Source organism: Gordonia sp. (in: high G+C Gram-positive bacteria) (assembly GCF_047600385.1).
GTDB lineage: Bacteria > Actinomycetota > Actinomycetes > Mycobacteriales > Mycobacteriaceae > Gordonia.
The window spans coordinates 894355-912119 of record NZ_JASGKZ010000001.1; the positions used below are offsets into that span (position 1 = coordinate 894355).

The following is a 17765-nucleotide window of genomic DNA, read 5'->3' on the forward strand; positions in this document are numbered from 1 at the left end:
GACTCAGCCCGCGGTGATGCCCGCTTTCTTCAACGCCGAACGAGCGGCGTGGAAACCGCACAACCCGTGCACACCCGCACCCGGCGGAGCCGACTGCGAGCAGATGTACACGCCGTCGACGCCCGTGGCGTACGGGTCGATCGCCGGCCGCGGGCGCAGCAGCATCTGGAGGCCGCTGTTGGCGCCGCCGATGATGTCGCCGCCCGCGTAGTTGGCGTTGTACTCCTCCAGTGCGACGGTCCCCCGCGACGCCGACCACTCGATCCGGTCCCGGAAGCCGGGAGCGAAGCGCTCGATCTGCCGGGTCACGGCCTCGGTCGCATCCCCGGTGTATCCGTTCGGGACGTGCGCGTACGCGTAGATCGGGTTCAGGTCTCCGGCGCTGCGGCTCGGATCGGCCACGTACTGCTGGCCGAGGAGCACGAACGGGTTGTCCACCATCACCCCGCGCGCGCGTTGCTTCTCGGTGTACGCCACCTCCGCGTAGTCGCCGCCCAGAATGCACCGTCCCGGCGGCGACCGCCTCCGGGTTCCGCCACGGGATGTCCCCGCGGATCGCGAAATCGACCTTGAACGCCGACGAGCCGACCTTGTAGCGCCCGTACGCCTTCGCGATCCGGGGCGGCATGGCCTCCCCGTAGAGCGCGAGCGTCTGCGCCGCGGACAGATCCAGCATCACGATGTCGGCGTCCGGGATCTGATCGCGACGGGTGATCTTGACGCCCGTCTCGATCTTCCCGCCGGCCTCCCGCAGCGCGCCCGCCGCGGCGTCGGCGATGGCGCTCGACCCGCCGACGGCCACCGGCCAGCCGAACCGGTGACCGCTCGCGGTGATCATCATGCCCAGCGATGCGGTCAGCGGGATGTCCAGCCGGTTGAAGGCGTGGGCCGCCACTCCGGCGAACAGCGCACGCGCCGGATCGGTCTTGAACACCCGAGCCAGCCAGGTCGCCGGCAGCACCGCGCGCGGACCGAAGGCGGCGAGCCGGAACGGGTGACGGGGCACGTTCACGATCGGCCGCAGCAGATCCGGCGCCATCTTGTCGAAACCGGACACGAGGTCGCCGAAGACCAGTTCCCATCGTCGTCCGTCGACGCCCAGACCGGCCGCGGTCCGCTCGATGGACTGGTAGAGCAGACCCACCCGACCGTCGTCGAGCGGATGCGCGCAGTCGATCTCCGGCCACGCCCATTCCAGGCCGTGCCGATCGAGTCCGAACTCCGCCCACACCGGCGACCCGACGCCGAGCGGATGGAAGGCCGCACAGTAGTCGTGGATCAGGCCGGGGACGCCGAGCGGACCGGACTTGGCGCCTCCGCCCACCTCGTCGGCCGCCTCCAGGACGGTCACGTCGACGCCGTGGCGGGCCAGCTGCAGACCGGCGGCGAGCCCGTTGGGCCCGCCGCCGACGACGATCGCAGTCGTCATGTCTACCGCACGCCCGACGGCCGCGGGGTGTTCTCTCGGCGCCAGGAGACGTCGATCGGGATGGGGCCGTTCGGCAGCCACGGCTGCTCCACGATCGCGTCCCGGACGTCCCAGGTGCCTCGTTCGATGATGCCCAGGGCGGCGTCGATCACCATGTACTCCTGCGTCTTCTTGTGGATGGGCTGCGATTCCACCCATACCACGGTGAACTCTCCGGGAGCGAAGCCGACGCGCTTCTGGATGGCCTCGATGAGACGCCAGTTGTGGAAGTGGCCGTCACCGAAGTTGAAGCCGAGCAGCGAGTTGCAGGCGAACTCGCCCTCGCGGATGGTGTAGTCGCTGATCTTGTCCTCGCCGATCTCCCGGTAGAGGAGCGAGTACAGGCCGCGGCCCTGGCTGTGCATGGAACGCCAGCCGATGGTCTGCTGCATGGTGATCTCGGCGACCTCGGCCGGGTACGACTCCTCCAGCTGGTTCACGTTGTTCTTGCAGGGGCGGACGATCTCGGGACCGTTCAGCTTCTCCTCGGCACCCGGGGTGAAGGCCCACATGGCCGACGCCCAGTTGCCGGCGTACTGCCGCAGCGACGGCAGGAACGAGACCAGGTCGGGCCGGAAGTTGCCCAGCACCGGCATGACGAGCAGCAGCACCGCGATGATCGCCAGAGCCCACATCGGGGAGAAGTCGAACACGCTGTAGCCGTCCTGGTTCTGGAAGCCCCAGAACAGGAAGATGGTCAGGTAGGCGAAGAGCAGGTTCCACTCCAGCGGCACCGCCAGCGGGAACGTCGAGAAGATGAACAGGTGGAAGCAGACCATCAGGATCACCGCGGCCAGCGTCAGGGTCTTGTTCGGCGAGAACAGCAGGACCAGCGGAACGGCGATCTCGACGATGGTGCCCAGCACGTGTCCCATGAACGAGGCGACGCCCGACGGACGCAGATCCTCAGGGAAGTTCTTGTAGTGCAGCCGCTTGATCGACCGGATCGACAGCCACGGGGTGTTGGAGATCATCGGCGGGATGACGTTGGTGAAGTGGTAGCCGATCTTGGAGACGCCCGCACCGATCCACACGATCACGATCAGCACCTTGGCCGCGATGATCATGTTGGCGAAGTTGGTGAGGTTCGGCAGGAAGGCGAAGAAGACGACGGCCGGCAGGTACTGCTCGGCACGCGAACCCAGGAAGGCGACCTTGTCGCGCAGGCCGAGCAGGACCCACAGCACGATCAGCGAGAACAGGTACGCCGGGTTGACCAGGCCCTTCTCATTGATCCACGCCGGGACGTCGACCCCGCCGGTCCAGCCGGGGAGCGCGATCGCGACCAGGGTGTTCAGCAGGAACAGCACGTAGATCGCGGCGTCGGCGACGGTGCGGGTGTCACCGCCGGTGCCCGGGACCTTGTCCGGCCACGGCGCCATGCGGATGGTGCCCGGACGGGCCCAGAAGAGCGCGCCGCCCATCATCGGGACGAACTTGCCCGCGAGAGGTCCCCACGAGCCGGCCAGACCGAGGCTCTCCAGGAAGACCGTCCAGAGGACGATCTTCTGGTACATGATCGGCTGATTCCAGATCTCCCCGATGTGGAGCGGATTCATGCCGGAGGTCAGTGCGGCCAGGCACCAGCCGAAGACGATGTACAGGACGCCCACCTTGATCAGGTAGATCGTGTGCACCATCTTCGGTGTGCCGAAGCCGTACTCGCCCCAGTGGGTGGCGAGGGTGCGGACCCGGTGTCGAAGCGGCTGCTTCAGGAATTCGGGTGGGTCGACGGGCGGGAAGTCGCCTTCTTTGAAACCCATGGTCTTCTTGCTCCTTGTCAGGTTCTCGACTGTCGAGAGGGGATGAATCGGGCAGGGTCGATCACCGCGCACGAGGATCGCTCGTCGCGGGGACCGTCCGGGGATGCGCGAGGGGTCGCGCGAGAGGTCAGGCCGGGTCGCTCAGGCTCCTGCGGAGTCCCGGCTTGTCGATCTTGCCGACCGGATTACGGGGCAACGCGTCGACGAGGTTGATCTCGGTGGGCCGCTTCACCTTGGTGAGCAGCGGCTCGATGAACGCGGCGAGCTGTTCGGCGTCCACCGTGGCATCGGGGTAGGCGACGACGAAGGCGACGGGCACCTCGCCGAAGACGGGGTCGGGGGCGCCGACCACCGCGCATTCGAGCACGGCCTCGTGGCCGGCGAGCGCGGTCTCGATCTCCTTGGGGTAGATGTTCTCTCCGCCGCGGATGATCATGTCTTTGATGCGGTCGACGATCCGGAGGTAGCCGTCCTCGTCGAGGATGCCGACGTCACCGGTGTGCAGCCAGCCGTCGACGATGGTCTCGGCGGTGGCCTCGGGCCGGTTCAGGTAGCCGCGCATCACGGCCGGCCCGGAGATCACCACCTCGCCGCGCTCGCCGGTCGGGACCGGAACGCCGTCGGGGTCGACGATCGCGACGGTCTGGCCCGGCAGCGCGGGGCCGACGGTGCCGAGCTTGCGCGGCCCGTCGATCGGATTGCAGCACGACGCGCAGGTGGCCTCGGTGAGCCCGTAACCCTCGACGATCGGGATGCCGAAGGTCTGCTCGGTCTTGTCCAGCAGTTCCTTCGAGATCGGGGCGGCACCGCAGATCGCGAACTTCAACGAGTCGAGGGAGCCGGCCGGGACGTCGCCCTTGGACACGAGCATCGCGTAGATCGTGGGGACGGCCGAGAAGAACGTGGGCCGCAGGCGGGCGACGTCGTCGAAGAAGCGGCGCACCGAGAAGTGTCCGGTGATGCTCACCTGACCGCCCGCGGCGAGCGTGGTGAGGACGGTGACGCAGATGGCGTTCACGTGGAACAGCGGCAGGATCAGCAGGCCGTGCGAATCCGGGCCGTGCTGGAAGTACTCGCCCGCGCTCGACGCGAAGAACCGCAGGTTGTCGTGACCGAGACGCACGCCCTTCGGCCGACCGGTGGAGCCGGAGGTGTAGATCAGGAGCGCGTCGTCGGCCTCGGTCGGGACCTCCGGGGCGGTCCAGTCGTTCGACGGCGCCTCGGCGAGGTCGTCGACGTTCAGGAAGGCCCGCGCCTCCCGATCCCCGATCGGGGCCGCACCGACGACCACCTTGGCGCCCGAGTCGCCGAGCTGGTACTCGGCCTCGTGGTCGGTGAAGCCGGGGTTGACCGGGGTGCCGACGGCGCGCAGTCGCCAGGCCGCCATCAGCGTGATGAGCAGTTCGACGCGGTTCGGGAGGAAGGTGGCGACCACGTCGCCCTCCCCCACCCCGAGCGCCCGGAGCTGCTCGGCGACGGCGTCGACGCGTTCCGCGAACTGCGCATAGCTCAGTTCCAGGGCGTCGTCGCGGACGCAGGGCGTATCCCCTCGGGAAGCCAGATCCCACGCGAAGTACGTACCTGTTGTCACGGAGGTCACCTTTCATCAATGAGTGTGACCACTGACACTAGATGTGCAGAGCATGAGGAGATACGGGTTTTCAACACGAAGTATCGGCGGGACTTTGTGCTCTGAGCACAAAGTCCCACATCAAGGACCATCCCCGGCTCGATGATCCTGTACTCCGCGCGCCCCCTGCACCGCCTCCGGCCTACCCCTGCGGATCCTTGAAGTACACCAGCTGATGCGTCGATGCCAGGAGCACCGGCTCGCCGTCGTCGGGCATGCTCCACACCCGTCCGTCCTGGTCGTAGTGCCCGCCGGCGAAGCGGGCGGCCCGAGCGACGGCCAGCAAATGCGCGGTGCCGTGCGCGGCGAGATCCTCCGGCGTGGCGTGGAAGTACGTGGTCAGCGAGACGGTTCCGGCCGGCATGTAGGTCCCGTGCCGGAGGAACACCCGCGGGTAGAAGTTGTCCGTGATCGAGGTGAGCGCCGGGTAGTCGAGCGGGCGCTCGGGGTGGTCGCGGATCCACAGGGTCGACGTCGAGTCGTCGCTCTTCTCACCGGTCAGGCCGCCGACCACGAAACGCTTGTCGTAGTTGCGGGCCCACGCGATGAACTCCGGGAAGTCGACCGCGGCCACCTCGTCGGCCGGCGGCACGACGGGCGGCGAGACCTCGGTGTCGCCCCAGGTGGCCCGGTGGATCCCGAAGACCGCGGTGCCGGTGGAGACCGTCGTCCCGTTCTGCTCGATGCGGAACACCCAGTGCTGGTTGGTCCGGTTGGTGCGGACGGGTTCGGCGTGGAGTTCCCAGTCGCCGTCGGCGATCGGCGCCGCATAGTTCAGCGTGAGCGCCAGCGGTGCACCGAGGACCTCCGGATGCCGGGTGAGTGCATGCACGACGGTGGCCGCGGTGATGCCGCCGAACGGCCCCACCATGTTGGAGTACGCCGGATGCGTGGTGGCCCGGAAGACGCCGTCGTCGCCGCGCCGGACCGCGATCGCCTCATCGAATACGTGTGTCATACCGGTGACACTATCGAGCCTCTTAAACTCTTCTCATGAAGCGTTCGAGGTCGGTCTGGCCGGCGGTCTTCGTCGGCGTGTCACTGGTGCTCGGCGGTTGTTCGGCGAATCCGATGTCTCCGGTGTCGAGCACGGCGCGGTCGACGACGACGGCGGTCTCGCTGTCGCCCACCAGCCCGGGCATCGGTCACCGCCACCTCCGTGTCGGTGGCCCCCTCCACCGCGGGCTTCGAGGTCGATTCGACACGGCTCACGGACTCGGCCGAGAACGGCTCCACCTGGGACGTCACCGTCCCGCAGGTGAGCGGCGGAGTCCGCACCACCCGGCGCACGTTCAACGACGCCCTCGCCGCGGCCGCCGACCGCGTGACCTCCGCAGCCCGCGACGACGATGCGACGGTGACGATCACCGACGGCGAACTCGCCCCGGACGAGCGCTCGCGGACCGTCGTCGCCCGCAGCACCCTGTCCGGGGTGCTGATCACGCTGAGTTCCACCGCGGGGGCCGCCTATCCGTCGCACGGCGTGGAGACGGTGGTGCTGGATCCGGGCGGCGACCGGGTGCTGGCGCTGGACGATCTGTTCGTCGATCCGGCGGCCGCCCGGCACCGTCTGGCCGCGCTCGCCACCGCCGCGGATCCGAGCGGCCGGCTCGCGCAGGTGCCGGCCGTCGCCGAGGACCTGAACGCCTGGATCGCGCTCGACGCCGGCCTGCACCTGTACGTTCCGGTGGTCCACGCGCTGGGCGACCACGTCCCGGTCACGATCCCCTGGCCGGAGCTCGCGGCGCTGCTGAACCCGGCGGGCCGGGTGCTCTTCAGTTCACTCTGAGGCGGCCCGCTCCGGGGTTCCGGACCGGAAGCCGTCCACCCAGAAGTCGAGTTCCAGCTCGGTCTCGGGAAGCGACGGATCCACCTGGTAACCCGTGAAGTCGGTCACGCCCTCGGCGGCGAGCACGTCGTCGTCGATCACCAGGCGGCCGGTGTACTCGCGCGCCGGTTTGACGATGATCGCCAGCGCCGCATCACCCATGATCTCCGGTGTGCGGCTCCGGGCGATGAGCTCTCCGCCGATGATGTTCTGCACCGCGGCCGTGGCCACCATGGTGCGCGGCCAGAGCGAGTTGGCCGCCACGCCGTCGTCCGCGAGTTCGGCGGCGAGGCCGATGGTGACCATCGACATCGAGAACTTCGAGATCGTGTAGCCGGTGCCGATCGTCGCGAAGTACTTCGGATCGAAGACGATCGGCGGCGACAGCGTCAGGATGTGCGGGTTCGGCGACTTCTTCAGCCACGGGATCGCCGCCTTCGCGAGCAGGAACGAGCCGCGCGCGTTGATCGACTGCATGAGGTCGTACTTCTTCATGGACAGGTCTTCGGTGCGCGACGTGTCCAGGGCGCTCGCATTGTTCACGACGACGTCAATGCCCCCGAACTCAGCGACGGTCGCGGCGACCGCGTCGGCGACGGACGCATCGTCGCGGATGTCGCCGATGATCGGCAGCGCCCGGCCGCCCGCCTCCCGGATCTTCTCGGCCGCGGTGTAGACGGTGCCCGGCAGCCGCGGGTGCGGTTCGGCCGTCTTCGCGACCAGTGCGACGTTCGCCCCCGCCGCGGCCGCCTTGAGCGCGATCGACTCGCCGATCCCGCGGCTGCCGCCGGACATGATGAGGGTTCGTCCTGCGAGAGGTGCTTCGGAATGATCCATGACGACGTCCTTTCAGTTAATCACTGATAACTGAAACAGATCTCCACGGCAGCGCGCAGCAGTTCCACCCGATGTTCCGCAGATCACCCGCGAGGTCTTCCGGGAGTCGATCGTCCGCGCCACCTGAACACGAACCACACGCCGGCTGGGAAATCCCTATGAATCCGCCTCGGCCGTCGAGACCCCGTTCCGGCGTCGTCGCCCGCATCCGGCCTCGGAAACGAGAAAGACCCCGGTGGAAACCGGGGTCTTTCTCTCGGTGGGCGAAGGGGGACTTGAACCCCCACGTCCCGAAGGACACTGGCACCTGAAGCCAGCGCGTCTGCCATTCCGCCACTCGCCCGTGGCTTGTCGATCTCTCGACGGCTTGTCACTCGGACTCAACGAAGATTACACGGGACATCGCAGAAGTAAAAATCGAGTCCTCCGAACCGCCCTGACCAGCGAAGACGACGAGGTCCGTCGCGACGTGACGACACGCACACCGGGTCGGACCCGGCAACACACCGATGACGGGCGAGGTGCGACCAGACTGGGAAAGGTGCGACCTGGCGGTATGCCGGTAGCATTGATCCACGATCGAAGCACGCCGACCCGCCGAGCCGAACGAGAAGGAGACACCGTGGGCCTGTTGGACCGAATCGAGCGCAAGCTCGAGTCTGCCGTCGACGGCGGTTTCGCGCGCGTTTTCGGTGGTCAAGTGGCTCCACAAGAGATCGAGAACAACCTGCAGCGCGAGGCCGAGGCGTCGGCGGAGGACCTCGGGGACGGCGCCTGGCTGGTGTCCAACAGCTACACCGTCCTGCTCAGCGAGTCGGACCTGAGTCACGTCAGCGAAGAGTACGAACTCAACCGGAAGATCTTTTCCCGACACCTCGAAGACTTCATCCGCGACAATGGATGGCAGACCTACGGCCCCGTCGTCGTAGAGTTCGATCAGGTGCCGTCGCTGCACACCGGACAGTTCCGCACCCGCGGCGTCGTCGATCCCGACGTCAAACCACGACCGACGCCGGCCCGCCCCGAACCGTCCCAGCAAACTGAAAGCCCCAGCCAAGGAGCCCCCGACATGACCAATCCCCCCGGAAACGACGGCCAGTACCCCGGACAGGGCTACGGCCAGCAGGGCGGCTACGACCCGTACGGGCAGCAGCCGGCGTACGACCCCCAGCAGGGCTACGGCCAGCCGGGATACGACCAGGGCTACGGGCAGCAGGCGTACGACCAGCCCGCCTACGGCCAGCCGCCCGCCGAGGCCGGTTACGGGCAGCAGCCGGGCTACGACCAGCAGGCCTACGCGCAGCCGGGCGGCTACGACCAGTACGGGCAGCAGCCGGGGTACGACCAGGGCTACGCGCAGCAGCCCGGTTACGACCAGCAGGGCTACGGCCAGCAGCCCGGATACGATCAGGGTTACGCGCAGCAGCCGGGCTACGACCAGCAGGGCTACGCGCAGCCGGGCGCCGACCCCTACGGCCAGCAGCCGGGGTACGACCAGGGCTACGCGCAGCAGCCCGGTTACGACCAGCAGGGCTACGGCCAGCCGGGCGCCGACCCCTACGGCCAGCAGGCCGCCTACGACCAGACCGCGTTCGCTCCCGGGATGGCGCAGCCGGGCATGGCCGGCGGCCAGGCACCCGCGGCGATCAGCCTGGTCCTGGAGGACGGCAGCAACCGCACGTACTCGCTGCGTCCGGGCTCCAACGTCGTCGGCCGCGGCCAGGATGCGCAGTTCCGGCTTCCCGACACCGGCGTGTCCCGACGCCACATCGACATCGCGTGGGACGGGCAGAACGCTATGCTTCAAGATCTCCAGTCCACCAACGGGACAACCGTCAACGGAATGGCCGTGACGAGCTGGAAGCTCGCCGACAACGACCGGATCCGATTGGGACATTCCGACATCACGGTCCGCTTCCAGTAATCCGCCAGGCCATAGAATGCGGTCGGGGCCCAGCGACGCCCCGACCGCAGGCGTGCATCGACCCGATGCCCGTTGCCGGTACAGTCCGGTCCGATCCATTCACGGGAGGTGAAGCGCGAATGCAAGGCATCGTCTTGCAGTTGACCCGTTTCGGGTTCCTGATCCTGCTGTGGCTTTTCGTATACGCCATCATCCGATCCATGCGCGGTGATCTCGCCTCCGCGGCCGGTAACCGTACGCCGACCGGCGGATTCCGGAAACAGCGCCGCAGCAAGGGCGTCAGCCGCGGAGGCGCCCGCTACCTCGTGGTCACCGCGGGTGCTCTCGCCAACACCCGGATCACCCTCGGCGACCAGCCGGTCCTCATCGGCCGCGCCGACGACTCCACCCTGGTCCTCTCCGACGACTACGCATCCGAGAGACACGCCCGGCTCTCCAAACGCGGTGACGACTGGTACGTCGAGGATCTCGGCTCCACCAACGGCACCTATCTGGACCGCGGCAAGGTGACCACCGCCGTGCGAGTCGCCCTGAACACGCCGATCCGCATCGGCAAGACCGTGATCGAGTTGCGCTCGTGACTCTGGTACTGCGCTACATCGCGCGAAGCGACCGGGGTCTGGTCCGGTCCAACAACGAGGACTCCGTCTACGCGGGCGCCCGCCTGCTGGCCCTCGCCGACGGCATGGGCGGCCACGCGGCCGGCGAGGTGGCCAGCCAGCTGGTCATCCAGTCGCTGCGCACGCTCGACGACGACGAGCCGCCCGGCAACCTGCTCGACGCCCTCGACGCCGCCACCCGCGCGGGCAACGAGGCGATCGCCGCTCAGGTCGACCGCAATCCCGAACTCGACGGCATGGGCACCACGCTCACCGCCATCCTGTTCGCGGGCAGCCGCATCGGCCTGTGCCACGTCGGCGACTCGCGTGGTTACCTGCTGCGCGACGGCCAGCTGACCCAGATCACCCGCGACGACACCTTCGTCCAGACGCTGGTCGACGAGGGCCGCATCACCGCCGAACAGGCGCACACCCACCCGCAGCGATCGCTGATCATGAAGGCCCTCACCGGCCAGGAGGTGGAACCGACCCTCACCATCCGCGAGGCCCGCGCCGGCGACCGCTACCTGCTGTGCAGCGACGGCCTCTCGGACGTGGTGAGCGAGGAGACCCTCTCCGACACCCTCTCGACCGTCACCGACCACACCGAGTGCGCCGATCGGCTGATCGAGCTCGCCCTCCGCAGCGGCGCCCCGGACAACGTCACCGTGGTGGTGGCCGACGTCGTCGACACCCAGTACGGGGAGTCCCGCCCCATCCTGGGCGGTGCCGCCGGCACCGACGACCAGGCCGGATACGTCCCCAACCCGAAGACGGCGGCCGGCCGGGCCGCGGCGCTGCGTCCGCCGCCCGAGCCCACCCAGCGCCCCACGCTGAACACCGACCCGGACCCCGAGCCGCCTCGTCGGCCGTGGCGGCTCCCCCTGCTGGTGCTCGCCGGCGTGGTGCTCCTGGTTCTGCTGGTGACCGGGTTCTTCGTCGTCCGTTCCAAGGCGATGGAGAACTACTTCGTCAGCGAGGACGGCGGCTCCGTGGTGATCAAGCGGGGCACGCCCGAAAGCCTGCTGTTCATCGACTTCGAGCAGCCCGGCGAGAAGGTCTGCATCGTGAATCCGAAGTCGGAGGAGCCCGAGGTGACCTTCATGCCCGCCGACTCCGGCACCGCCTGCCTGCCGATGAAGGTCAGTGATCTGACCGATTTCAGCCAGACCACCGTGCAGTCCAAGAGCATCAAGAACCTCGGTCTGCGCGACGTGCAGCAGCGCGTCCGCGAACTCGAGTTGCGCCGCCTGTGCCAACCCCTCGAAGTCCCCGAGGGTGATCAGCCGACCGCACCGACCCCGGCACCGCACGGCTCCGAACCGCACCCGGCACCGTCGCACTCCGCTGCGCCGACGCCGACGTCGGCCCCGGAGACCTCCACCGATGCCGAAGAGGGTCACCAGCCCTGTCGGGAGGGCTGATGGCCGACTCTCCTGCTTCGTCTGCACCCCCCGCGGCGCCGACCGGTCGAGGACGCACCACCGAGCTGGTGCTGCTGGTCTGTGCCCTGGTGCTGGTCTCGGTGGCGCTGCTGCTCGTCGAGACGTCACAGAACCAGACGATCACCCTGGACCTGTTCAAGTTCGTCGGCGCCTACGGCGGCCTGTTCGCCGCCGCGCACCTGGTGATCCGCCGCTACGCGCCGTACGCCGACCCGACCCTGCTCCCCGCCGTGGCGGCGCTCAACGGTCTCGGTCTGGTGATGATCCACCGGCTCGACCTGGGCACCGCCCGCCCCGACGAGCTGCTCACCGCCACCGAGCCCACCTCGAACGCCGATCAGCAGCTGCTCTGGGCCGTCCTGGGCACGATCGCCTTCAGCGCGACGCTCATCGCGCTCCGCGACCACCGCACGCTGGCCCGGTACGGCTACACGCTCGGCGCGGCGGGCCTGATCTTCCTGGCGATCCCGGCGATCCTGCCGGCCTCGCTCTCGGAGATCAACGGCGCCAAGATCTGGATCCGCACCCCGTTCTTCAGCATCCAGCCGGGTGAGTTCTCCAAGATCCTGATCATCATCTTCACCGCGGCCTTCCTGGTGTCGCGCCGCGATCTGTTCACCACCGCGGGCAAACAGTTCTTGGGGATCGACTTCCCCCGCGCCCGCGATCTGGGCCCGATCCTGGCCGCCTGGGTCATCACGTTCGGGATCCTCGGCCTCGAGACGGATCTGGGCAGCGCACTGCTGCTCTTCGCCACGATCCTGGTCATGCTGTACATCGCCACCGAACGGGTCAGCTGGCTGCTGCTCGGGCTCGGACTGTTCGCGAGCGGTGCCGTGGTGGCGTACTTCCTCTTCTCGCACCTGCAGGTCCGCATCGACGTCTGGCTCGATCCGTTCGCGACGTACGAGACCACCGGCTATCAGGTCGCCCAGAGTCTGTTCGGACTCGCGACCGGCGGCCTGTTCGGGACGGGTCTGGGATCGGGACGCCCGAACATCGTGCCGTTCCCCAACACCGACTTCATCCTCACCTCGTTCGGTGAGGAACTCGGGCTGGTCGGCCTGGCCGCGATCTTCATGCTGTACTTCATCTTCGTGATGCGCGGCCTGCGCACCGCCGTCGCCGTCCGCGACAGCTTCGGCAAACTGCTGGCCGCCGGACTGTCGATGACGGTCATCATCCAGCTCTTCGTCGTGTTCGGCGGCGTCTCCAAGCTGATCCCGCTGACCGGTCTCACCTCGCCGTTCCTCTCCTACGGCGGCTCGTCGCTGCTCGCCAACTACATCCTGGTTGCCGTCCTGATCCGGATCTCCAACGCCGCACGTGAGCCCGATGCGCCCAAACCGCGGCCGAAGGTCCAGGTCGAGGCGATGCCGACCCAGGTGGTGAAGCGCACATGAACCGCCCCATCCAACGCGCCTCCCTCGCGGTGATCGCGATCATCGTGCTGCTCCTCGGCAACGCCACCTACGTCCAGGTGTTCAAGGCCGACTCACTCCGCAACGACAGCCGCAACGCCCGCGTGCTGTTCGACGAGTACTCGCGTCAGCGCGGCATGATCGTCGCCGCCGACGGCACCATCCTGGCTCGATCGGTGCCGAGCGGAAACCGCTTCAAGTACCAGCGCGAGTACCCGACCAACCCGAACGCGTTCGCACCCGTGACCGGGTTCTACTCGCTGCGCTACGGCTCCGACCGCGGCGTGGAGGCGGCCGAGGCCCCCTTCCTGTCCGGCAGCGACGACCGACTGTTCACCCAGCGGTTCGTCGACATGTTCTCCGGTCGCGATCCGCGCGGCGGCAACGTGGTGACCACCGTCGACCCGAAACTGCAGATCGCCGCGTTCAACGCGCTCCGGCAGGGCCAGTGCTCGGGACCGTGCCGCGGCGCCGTCGTCGCACTGGAGCCGAGCAGCGGCAAGATCCTGGCGATGGTGTCGACCCCCAGTTACGACCCGAACTCGCTGGCCACCCAGGATTCCCAGGCCGCCGAGACGAGCTGGAACGAGCTCACCCGCGAAGGCGTGCCGGCCCGGCTCACCAACCGGGCCATCGCCGAGCTCTACCCGCCCGGATCCACGTTCAAGGTGGTCACCGCCGCGACCGGTCTCAAATCCGGCCTCAAGTCCAGTACGCGCCTCACCGCGGAACGGACCTTCCAGCTGCCGGACTCGACCAGCGTGCTGCCGAACAACAACAACGTGACCTGTCCGGGCGCCGAGGGCGGCACCGTCACCCTGGCCCAGGCCTTCGAGGCCTCCTGCAACACGGCCTTCGCCGAGCTGGTGACCAAGAAGCTGCCCGGCGACGAGTTCGCCGAGTTCAGTTCCACCGCGATGAAGTTCGGCGTCGGCGAGGACCCGACCGGGATCCCGATGCGCGTCGCGAAATCGACCATCGGCGATCTGAACGGCGACCCCGCCGCCCTCGCCCAGGCATCCATCGGCGAACGCGACGTCCGGCTGACCGTGTTGCAGAACGCGGTGAACGCCGCGACCGTCGCCAACGGCGGGGTCCGCATGCAGCCGTACGTCATCGACAAGCTGCAGACGGCCGATCTCCGGACGGTGTCGACGACGTCCCCGTCGGAGGTCAACAGACCGCTCAGCGCCGAAGAGGCCGAGACGCTGACCGACATGATGATCCGGTCGGAACGATCGGCGCAGCAGGGGCAGTCGGGGGTCGCCTCGAAGACCGGCACCACCGACCCGAACCGCAGCGGCAGCGCCTACGCCTGGTACATCGCCTTCGCGCCCAGTGCCAATGCGCGGATCGCGGTCGCAGTGATGGTCGAGAACGGAAACCAGGGGGCGCAGTCGTACGGCGGCCTGATCGCGGCCCCGATTGGACGCGCAGTGTTGAATGCTTATACGGGAGGTAACTGATGAGCCTGCAGAACGGCACCATCATCGCCGACCGGTATCGATTGGTCCGACTGATCGCCACCGGCGGCATGGGCCAGGTGTGGGAGGCCATCGACACGCGGCTGGGCCGTCGTGTCGCGGTCAAGGTCCTCAAGGCCGAGTACTCGAACGATCCGACCTTCCTCGCCCGGTTCCGCACCGAGGCGCAGACCACCGCGCGCCTGAACGATCCGGGCATCGCGAACGTCTTCGACTACGGCGAGACACCGGACCGCAACGGCGGTGATCCGCTCGCGTACCTGGTGATGGAACTGGTCGACGGTGAGCCGCTGAACGCGGTGATCTCCCGCATGGGCACGCTCTCGCTGAACCACACGCTCGACATGCTCGAGCAGACCGGTTGGGCGCTGCAGGCCGCACACGTGCAGGGCCTGATCCACCGCGACGTGAAACCGGGCAACATCCTGATCACGCCCACCGGGCAGGTCAAGATCACCGACTTCGGCATCGCGAAGGCCGTCGACGCGGCCCCGGTGACGCAGACCGGCATGGTGATGGGCACCGCCCAGTACATCTCTCCGGAGCAGGCCACCGGCGGCGAGGCCACCGCGGCCTCGGACGTCTACTCGCTCGGCGTGGTGGGTTACGAGGCCCTCACCGGCGTGCGTCCGTTCACCGGCGACGGTGCCCTGACCGTCGCGATGAAGCACATCCAGGATCCGCCGCCGCCGCTCCCGGACTCCGTTCCGGCGCCGGTCCGCGAGCTGATCATGATCACCCTGGAGAAGGACCCGCAGCAGCGGTACGCCACCGGCGGCGAGTTCGCCGAGGCCGTCGCCGCCGTGCGGGCCGGCCACCGCCCGCCCACGCCTCGCGGCGGCGGCGCTCCGGCGTCCCGCCCGTCCACCCGGGTCAGCACCGCGGCCTCGGCGGTGCCTCCCGCCGCCCCCGTGCACCGGCCCGCCACCGGTGTGCACCGACCGCCCACCGGCCCGGCGCCGGTGTCGAAGGCCGCCACCGCCGCGGCGTCGTCCGGGGACGGCTGGAGTTCCGGCCAGAAGACGCTCGCCGCCGTCGCCGCACTGCTGCTGATCGTCGCCGTCGGCCTGATCGGTTTCTGGGTGCTCAATCAGTCGCCGACCGATCCCACCCCGACACCGCCGTCGCTCTCGACGGAGACCGTCTCGACGACACCGGAACGCACGACGACCACGCGTACCCGCACCACCACGACCGAGCAGCCGGAGTACACGACCACCGAGGAGCCGACCACCACCTCCGAGACGGAGGAGAGCGAGACCGAGACGGACGAGCCGGAGACCGACGAGCCCGAGACCTCGGAGTCGCGGACCGCGCCCAGCACTCAGCGGCCGGGACTGCAGTTGCCGACCTTCCGCCCTCCGTGGGGCTGACCGATGGAAGAACTCCTCTCCGACCGGTATGAGCTGGGCGAGACGCTCGGCTTCGGAGGCATGTCCGAGGTGCAGTTCGCCCGGGACCTGCTCCTGCATCGCGACGTCGCGATCAAGATCCTGCGCCCCGATCTGGCCCGGGATCCGATGTTCTACCTGCGTTTCCGCCGGGAGGCGCAGAACGCAGCCAAGCTGAACCACCCGACGATCGTCCAGGTCTTCGACACCGGTGAGGCCGAGACCCCGGAGGGGCCGCTGCCGTTCATCGTCATGGAGTACGTCGACGGCGACACGCTGCGCGACGTCCTGCGGGCGCAGGGGCCGATCCCGCAGCGCCAGGCGATGACGTGGATGGCCGACGTCGCCGCCGCCATGGACTTCTCGCATCGCGCGAGCATCGTCCACCGCGACATGAAGCCGGCCAACGTGATGATCGACCACCAGGGCGCGGTCAAGGTGATGGACTTTGGCATCGCGCGCGCCATGGACGACACCGGCGCCACCATGACCGCCACCTCGGCGGTCATGGGCACCGCCCAGTACCTGTCACCGGAACAGGCCCGCGGCATCAAGGTGGATCCGCGCAGCGACATCTACTCGATGGGCTGCGTCCTGTTCGAGCTGATCACCGGCGAGCCGCCGTTCACGGGTGACTCGCCCATCGCCGTCGCCCATCAGCACGTCCACGAGGATCCTCGGCGGCCGTCTCAGGTGAACCCGGACATCTCGCCGGAGCTGGACTCCGTCGTGATGAAGGCGATGAGCAAGAACCCGGCCAACCGGTACCAGACCTCGGCCGATTTCCGGTCCGACCTGATCAAGGTGCTGGCCGGCGGCAAGCCTTCGGCCCCGATGCTCCTCGACCACGAGTCGCTCGAAGACGATGCCGCAGAAGGCCATGGGCAGCGGACGACGACGCGACGACGACGATCACGACGACGACGGCCGGACGCCGTTCTACCGGCGCCGTTCGGTCCTGGCCACGGTCGGCGTGCTGATGGTGATCTCCCTGGTCGCCGGCATGTTCGTCTGGGCTCCGTGGTCGACGGCGCCGCTGATCGCGGTGCCCAAGGTGACCGGTCTGGCCTCCGACGCCGCCAAGGCCAACCTGGAGCAGGCCGGATTCCGGGTCAAGACACTGAACAAACCCAGCCTGGACGTGGCTCAGGGCAATGCGATCCACACCGTCCCGGGCAACGACGTGCCGACCCGCGAGGGCTCGGAGGTGACCCTCTACGTCTCCTCCGGACCGGAGCGGCACCCCATCCCCGATCTGCGCGGCAAGAGCCCGCGCGATGCGATCAGCACCCTGCAGAAGGCCGGTTTCCTCCAGTACCGGCAGGCCAAGGCCGACTCCACCGCGGCCATGAAGGACCGCGTGCTGCGGACCAATCCGATCGCCGGCAGCGACACCGCCGTCAACTCGATGGTGATCATCTTCGTGGGCACCGGCCCCAAGGAGGTGACCGTGCCCGACCTCGTCGGTCAGAGCAAGGATCGGGCGAGCACCACGCTGGGCCAGATGGGTCTGGAGATGGAACCCGTCGACGGCGACTCGGACCTGCCTGCCGGCCAGGTCCTGTCCATGCGTCCGGTGGCCGGTCAGACGGTGGAGGTCGGCAGCACCGTGCAGGTGGTGGTCTCGCGAGGCAACCAGTTCGTGGTGCCGGATCTGCGCGGCAAGACGCCCGATCAGGTCCGCGCCGCCCTGCGCTCCGCCGGCTGGGAGAGCAACGACCTCGACACCCGATCGCGCGGTGTCGGCCTGACGTCGCGGCTCGACGGCAAGGTGATGTCCCAGTCGCCGCAGTCCGGGTCCCGGGTGAAGAAGAACCAGTCGATCACGATCACCGTGGGACGGGCCAGCCTGATCCCGGGCTGATCCTCCCCGTCCTCGGCACGCATCGCCTCGTCGCTCCCTGATCCACAGGTGAGCGCAGTGAACCTTCGCTGCGCTCCTTGAGTCTCATGCGAGCGCAGCGAGCCTTCGTTC

Annotated in this window: 12 protein-coding genes, 1 tRNA gene and 2 pseudogenes; 8 read left to right on the top strand and 7 right to left on the bottom strand. The window is 68.4% G+C overall.

Annotation, left to right across the window (positions count from 1 at the left end; translation table 11 throughout):
- Positions 1-3 precede the first annotated feature (3 nt).
- The 5 genes and pseudogenes from QM809_RS04065 to QM809_RS04085 form a co-directional block, all read right to left on the bottom strand.
- Positions 4-1429, bottom strand: a pseudogene (locus QM809_RS04065) (phytoene desaturase family protein).
- A 2-nt stretch (positions 1430-1431) separates the two neighbouring features.
- Entirely contained in the window at positions 1432-3231 is a 1800-nt protein-coding gene (locus QM809_RS04070) for a DUF3556 domain-containing protein (RefSeq protein ID WP_415044541.1), read from the bottom strand.
- A gap of 127 nt (positions 3232-3358) precedes the next feature.
- The gene (locus QM809_RS04075; RefSeq protein ID WP_415044542.1) at positions 3359-4822 is read right to left on the bottom strand and encodes a class I adenylate-forming enzyme family protein; all 1464 of its coding nucleotides are present in this window, start codon (positions 4820-4822) and stop codon (positions 3359-3361) included.
- A gap of 181 nt (positions 4823-5003) precedes the next feature.
- Positions 5004-5819: an acyl-CoA thioesterase gene (locus QM809_RS04080; protein ID WP_415044543.1), complete on the bottom strand. Its 816-nt coding sequence runs from the start codon at positions 5817-5819 to the stop codon at positions 5004-5006.
- 22 nt (positions 5820-5841) lie between these two features.
- Positions 5842-6003 carry a hypothetical protein gene (locus QM809_RS04085; RefSeq protein WP_415044544.1) on the bottom strand — a complete coding sequence of 54 codons (162 nt, stop codon included), beginning with the start codon at positions 6001-6003 and terminating at the stop codon, positions 5842-5844.
- Between the two features lie 23 nt (positions 6004-6026).
- Between QM809_RS04085 and QM809_RS04090 the strand changes: the two genes are divergently transcribed.
- Positions 6027-6650, top strand: coding sequence for a hypothetical protein (locus tag QM809_RS04090; RefSeq protein ID WP_415044545.1), 624 nt, complete (start codon positions 6027-6029; stop codon positions 6648-6650).
- Here the strand turns inward: QM809_RS04090 and QM809_RS04095 are convergent.
- Both QM809_RS04095 and QM809_RS04100 read right to left on the bottom strand, forming a co-directional pair.
- Positions 6642-7526, bottom strand: a complete 885-nt coding sequence (locus tag QM809_RS04095; RefSeq protein ID WP_415044546.1) for an SDR family oxidoreductase — start codon at positions 7524-7526, stop codon at positions 6642-6644. The genes QM809_RS04090 and QM809_RS04095 overlap by 9 nt on opposite strands.
- A 260-nt stretch (positions 7527-7786) precedes the next feature.
- A tRNA-Leu gene (locus QM809_RS04100) sits at positions 7787-7869 on the bottom strand.
- Between the two features lie 213 nt (positions 7870-8082).
- On the opposite strand from QM809_RS04100, the gene QM809_RS04105 reads away from it, so the two are divergent.
- From QM809_RS04105 to pknB, 7 genes and pseudogenes are all read left to right on the top strand, one after another.
- On the top strand, positions 8083-9450 hold the full coding sequence (locus QM809_RS04105) for an FhaA domain-containing protein (protein ID WP_415044547.1): 1368 nt from the start codon (positions 8083-8085) through the stop codon (positions 9448-9450).
- 119 nt (positions 9451-9569) lie between these two features.
- Entirely contained in the window at positions 9570-10031 is a 462-nt protein-coding gene (locus tag QM809_RS04110) for an FHA domain-containing protein (protein WP_415044548.1), read from the top strand.
- Positions 10028-11473, top strand: a complete 1446-nt coding sequence (locus QM809_RS04115; protein WP_415044549.1) for a protein phosphatase 2C domain-containing protein — start codon at positions 10028-10030, stop codon at positions 11471-11473. Before QM809_RS04110 ends, QM809_RS04115 begins: the two co-directional genes overlap by 4 nt.
- Complete coding sequence (locus tag QM809_RS04120; RefSeq protein WP_415044550.1) at positions 11473-12897, top strand: FtsW/RodA/SpoVE family cell cycle protein; 1425 nt, start codon at positions 11473-11475, stop codon at positions 12895-12897. The genes QM809_RS04115 and QM809_RS04120 overlap by 1 nt, the downstream gene beginning before the upstream one ends.
- Positions 12894-14381 (top strand): peptidoglycan D,D-transpeptidase FtsI family protein, encoded by a 1488-nt coding sequence (locus QM809_RS04125; protein WP_415044551.1) that lies wholly within the window; start codon positions 12894-12896, stop codon positions 14379-14381. The genes QM809_RS04120 and QM809_RS04125 overlap by 4 nt, the downstream gene beginning before the upstream one ends.
- Positions 14381-15772: a serine/threonine-protein kinase gene (locus QM809_RS04130; protein ID WP_415044552.1), complete on the top strand. Its 1392-nt coding sequence runs from the start codon at positions 14381-14383 to the stop codon at positions 15770-15772. The genes QM809_RS04125 and QM809_RS04130 overlap by 1 nt, the downstream gene beginning before the upstream one ends.
- 3 nt (positions 15773-15775) lie before the next feature.
- Positions 15776-17654, top strand: a pseudogene (pknB, locus tag QM809_RS04135) (Stk1 family PASTA domain-containing Ser/Thr kinase).
- Positions 17655-17765: the final 111 nt, after the last annotated feature.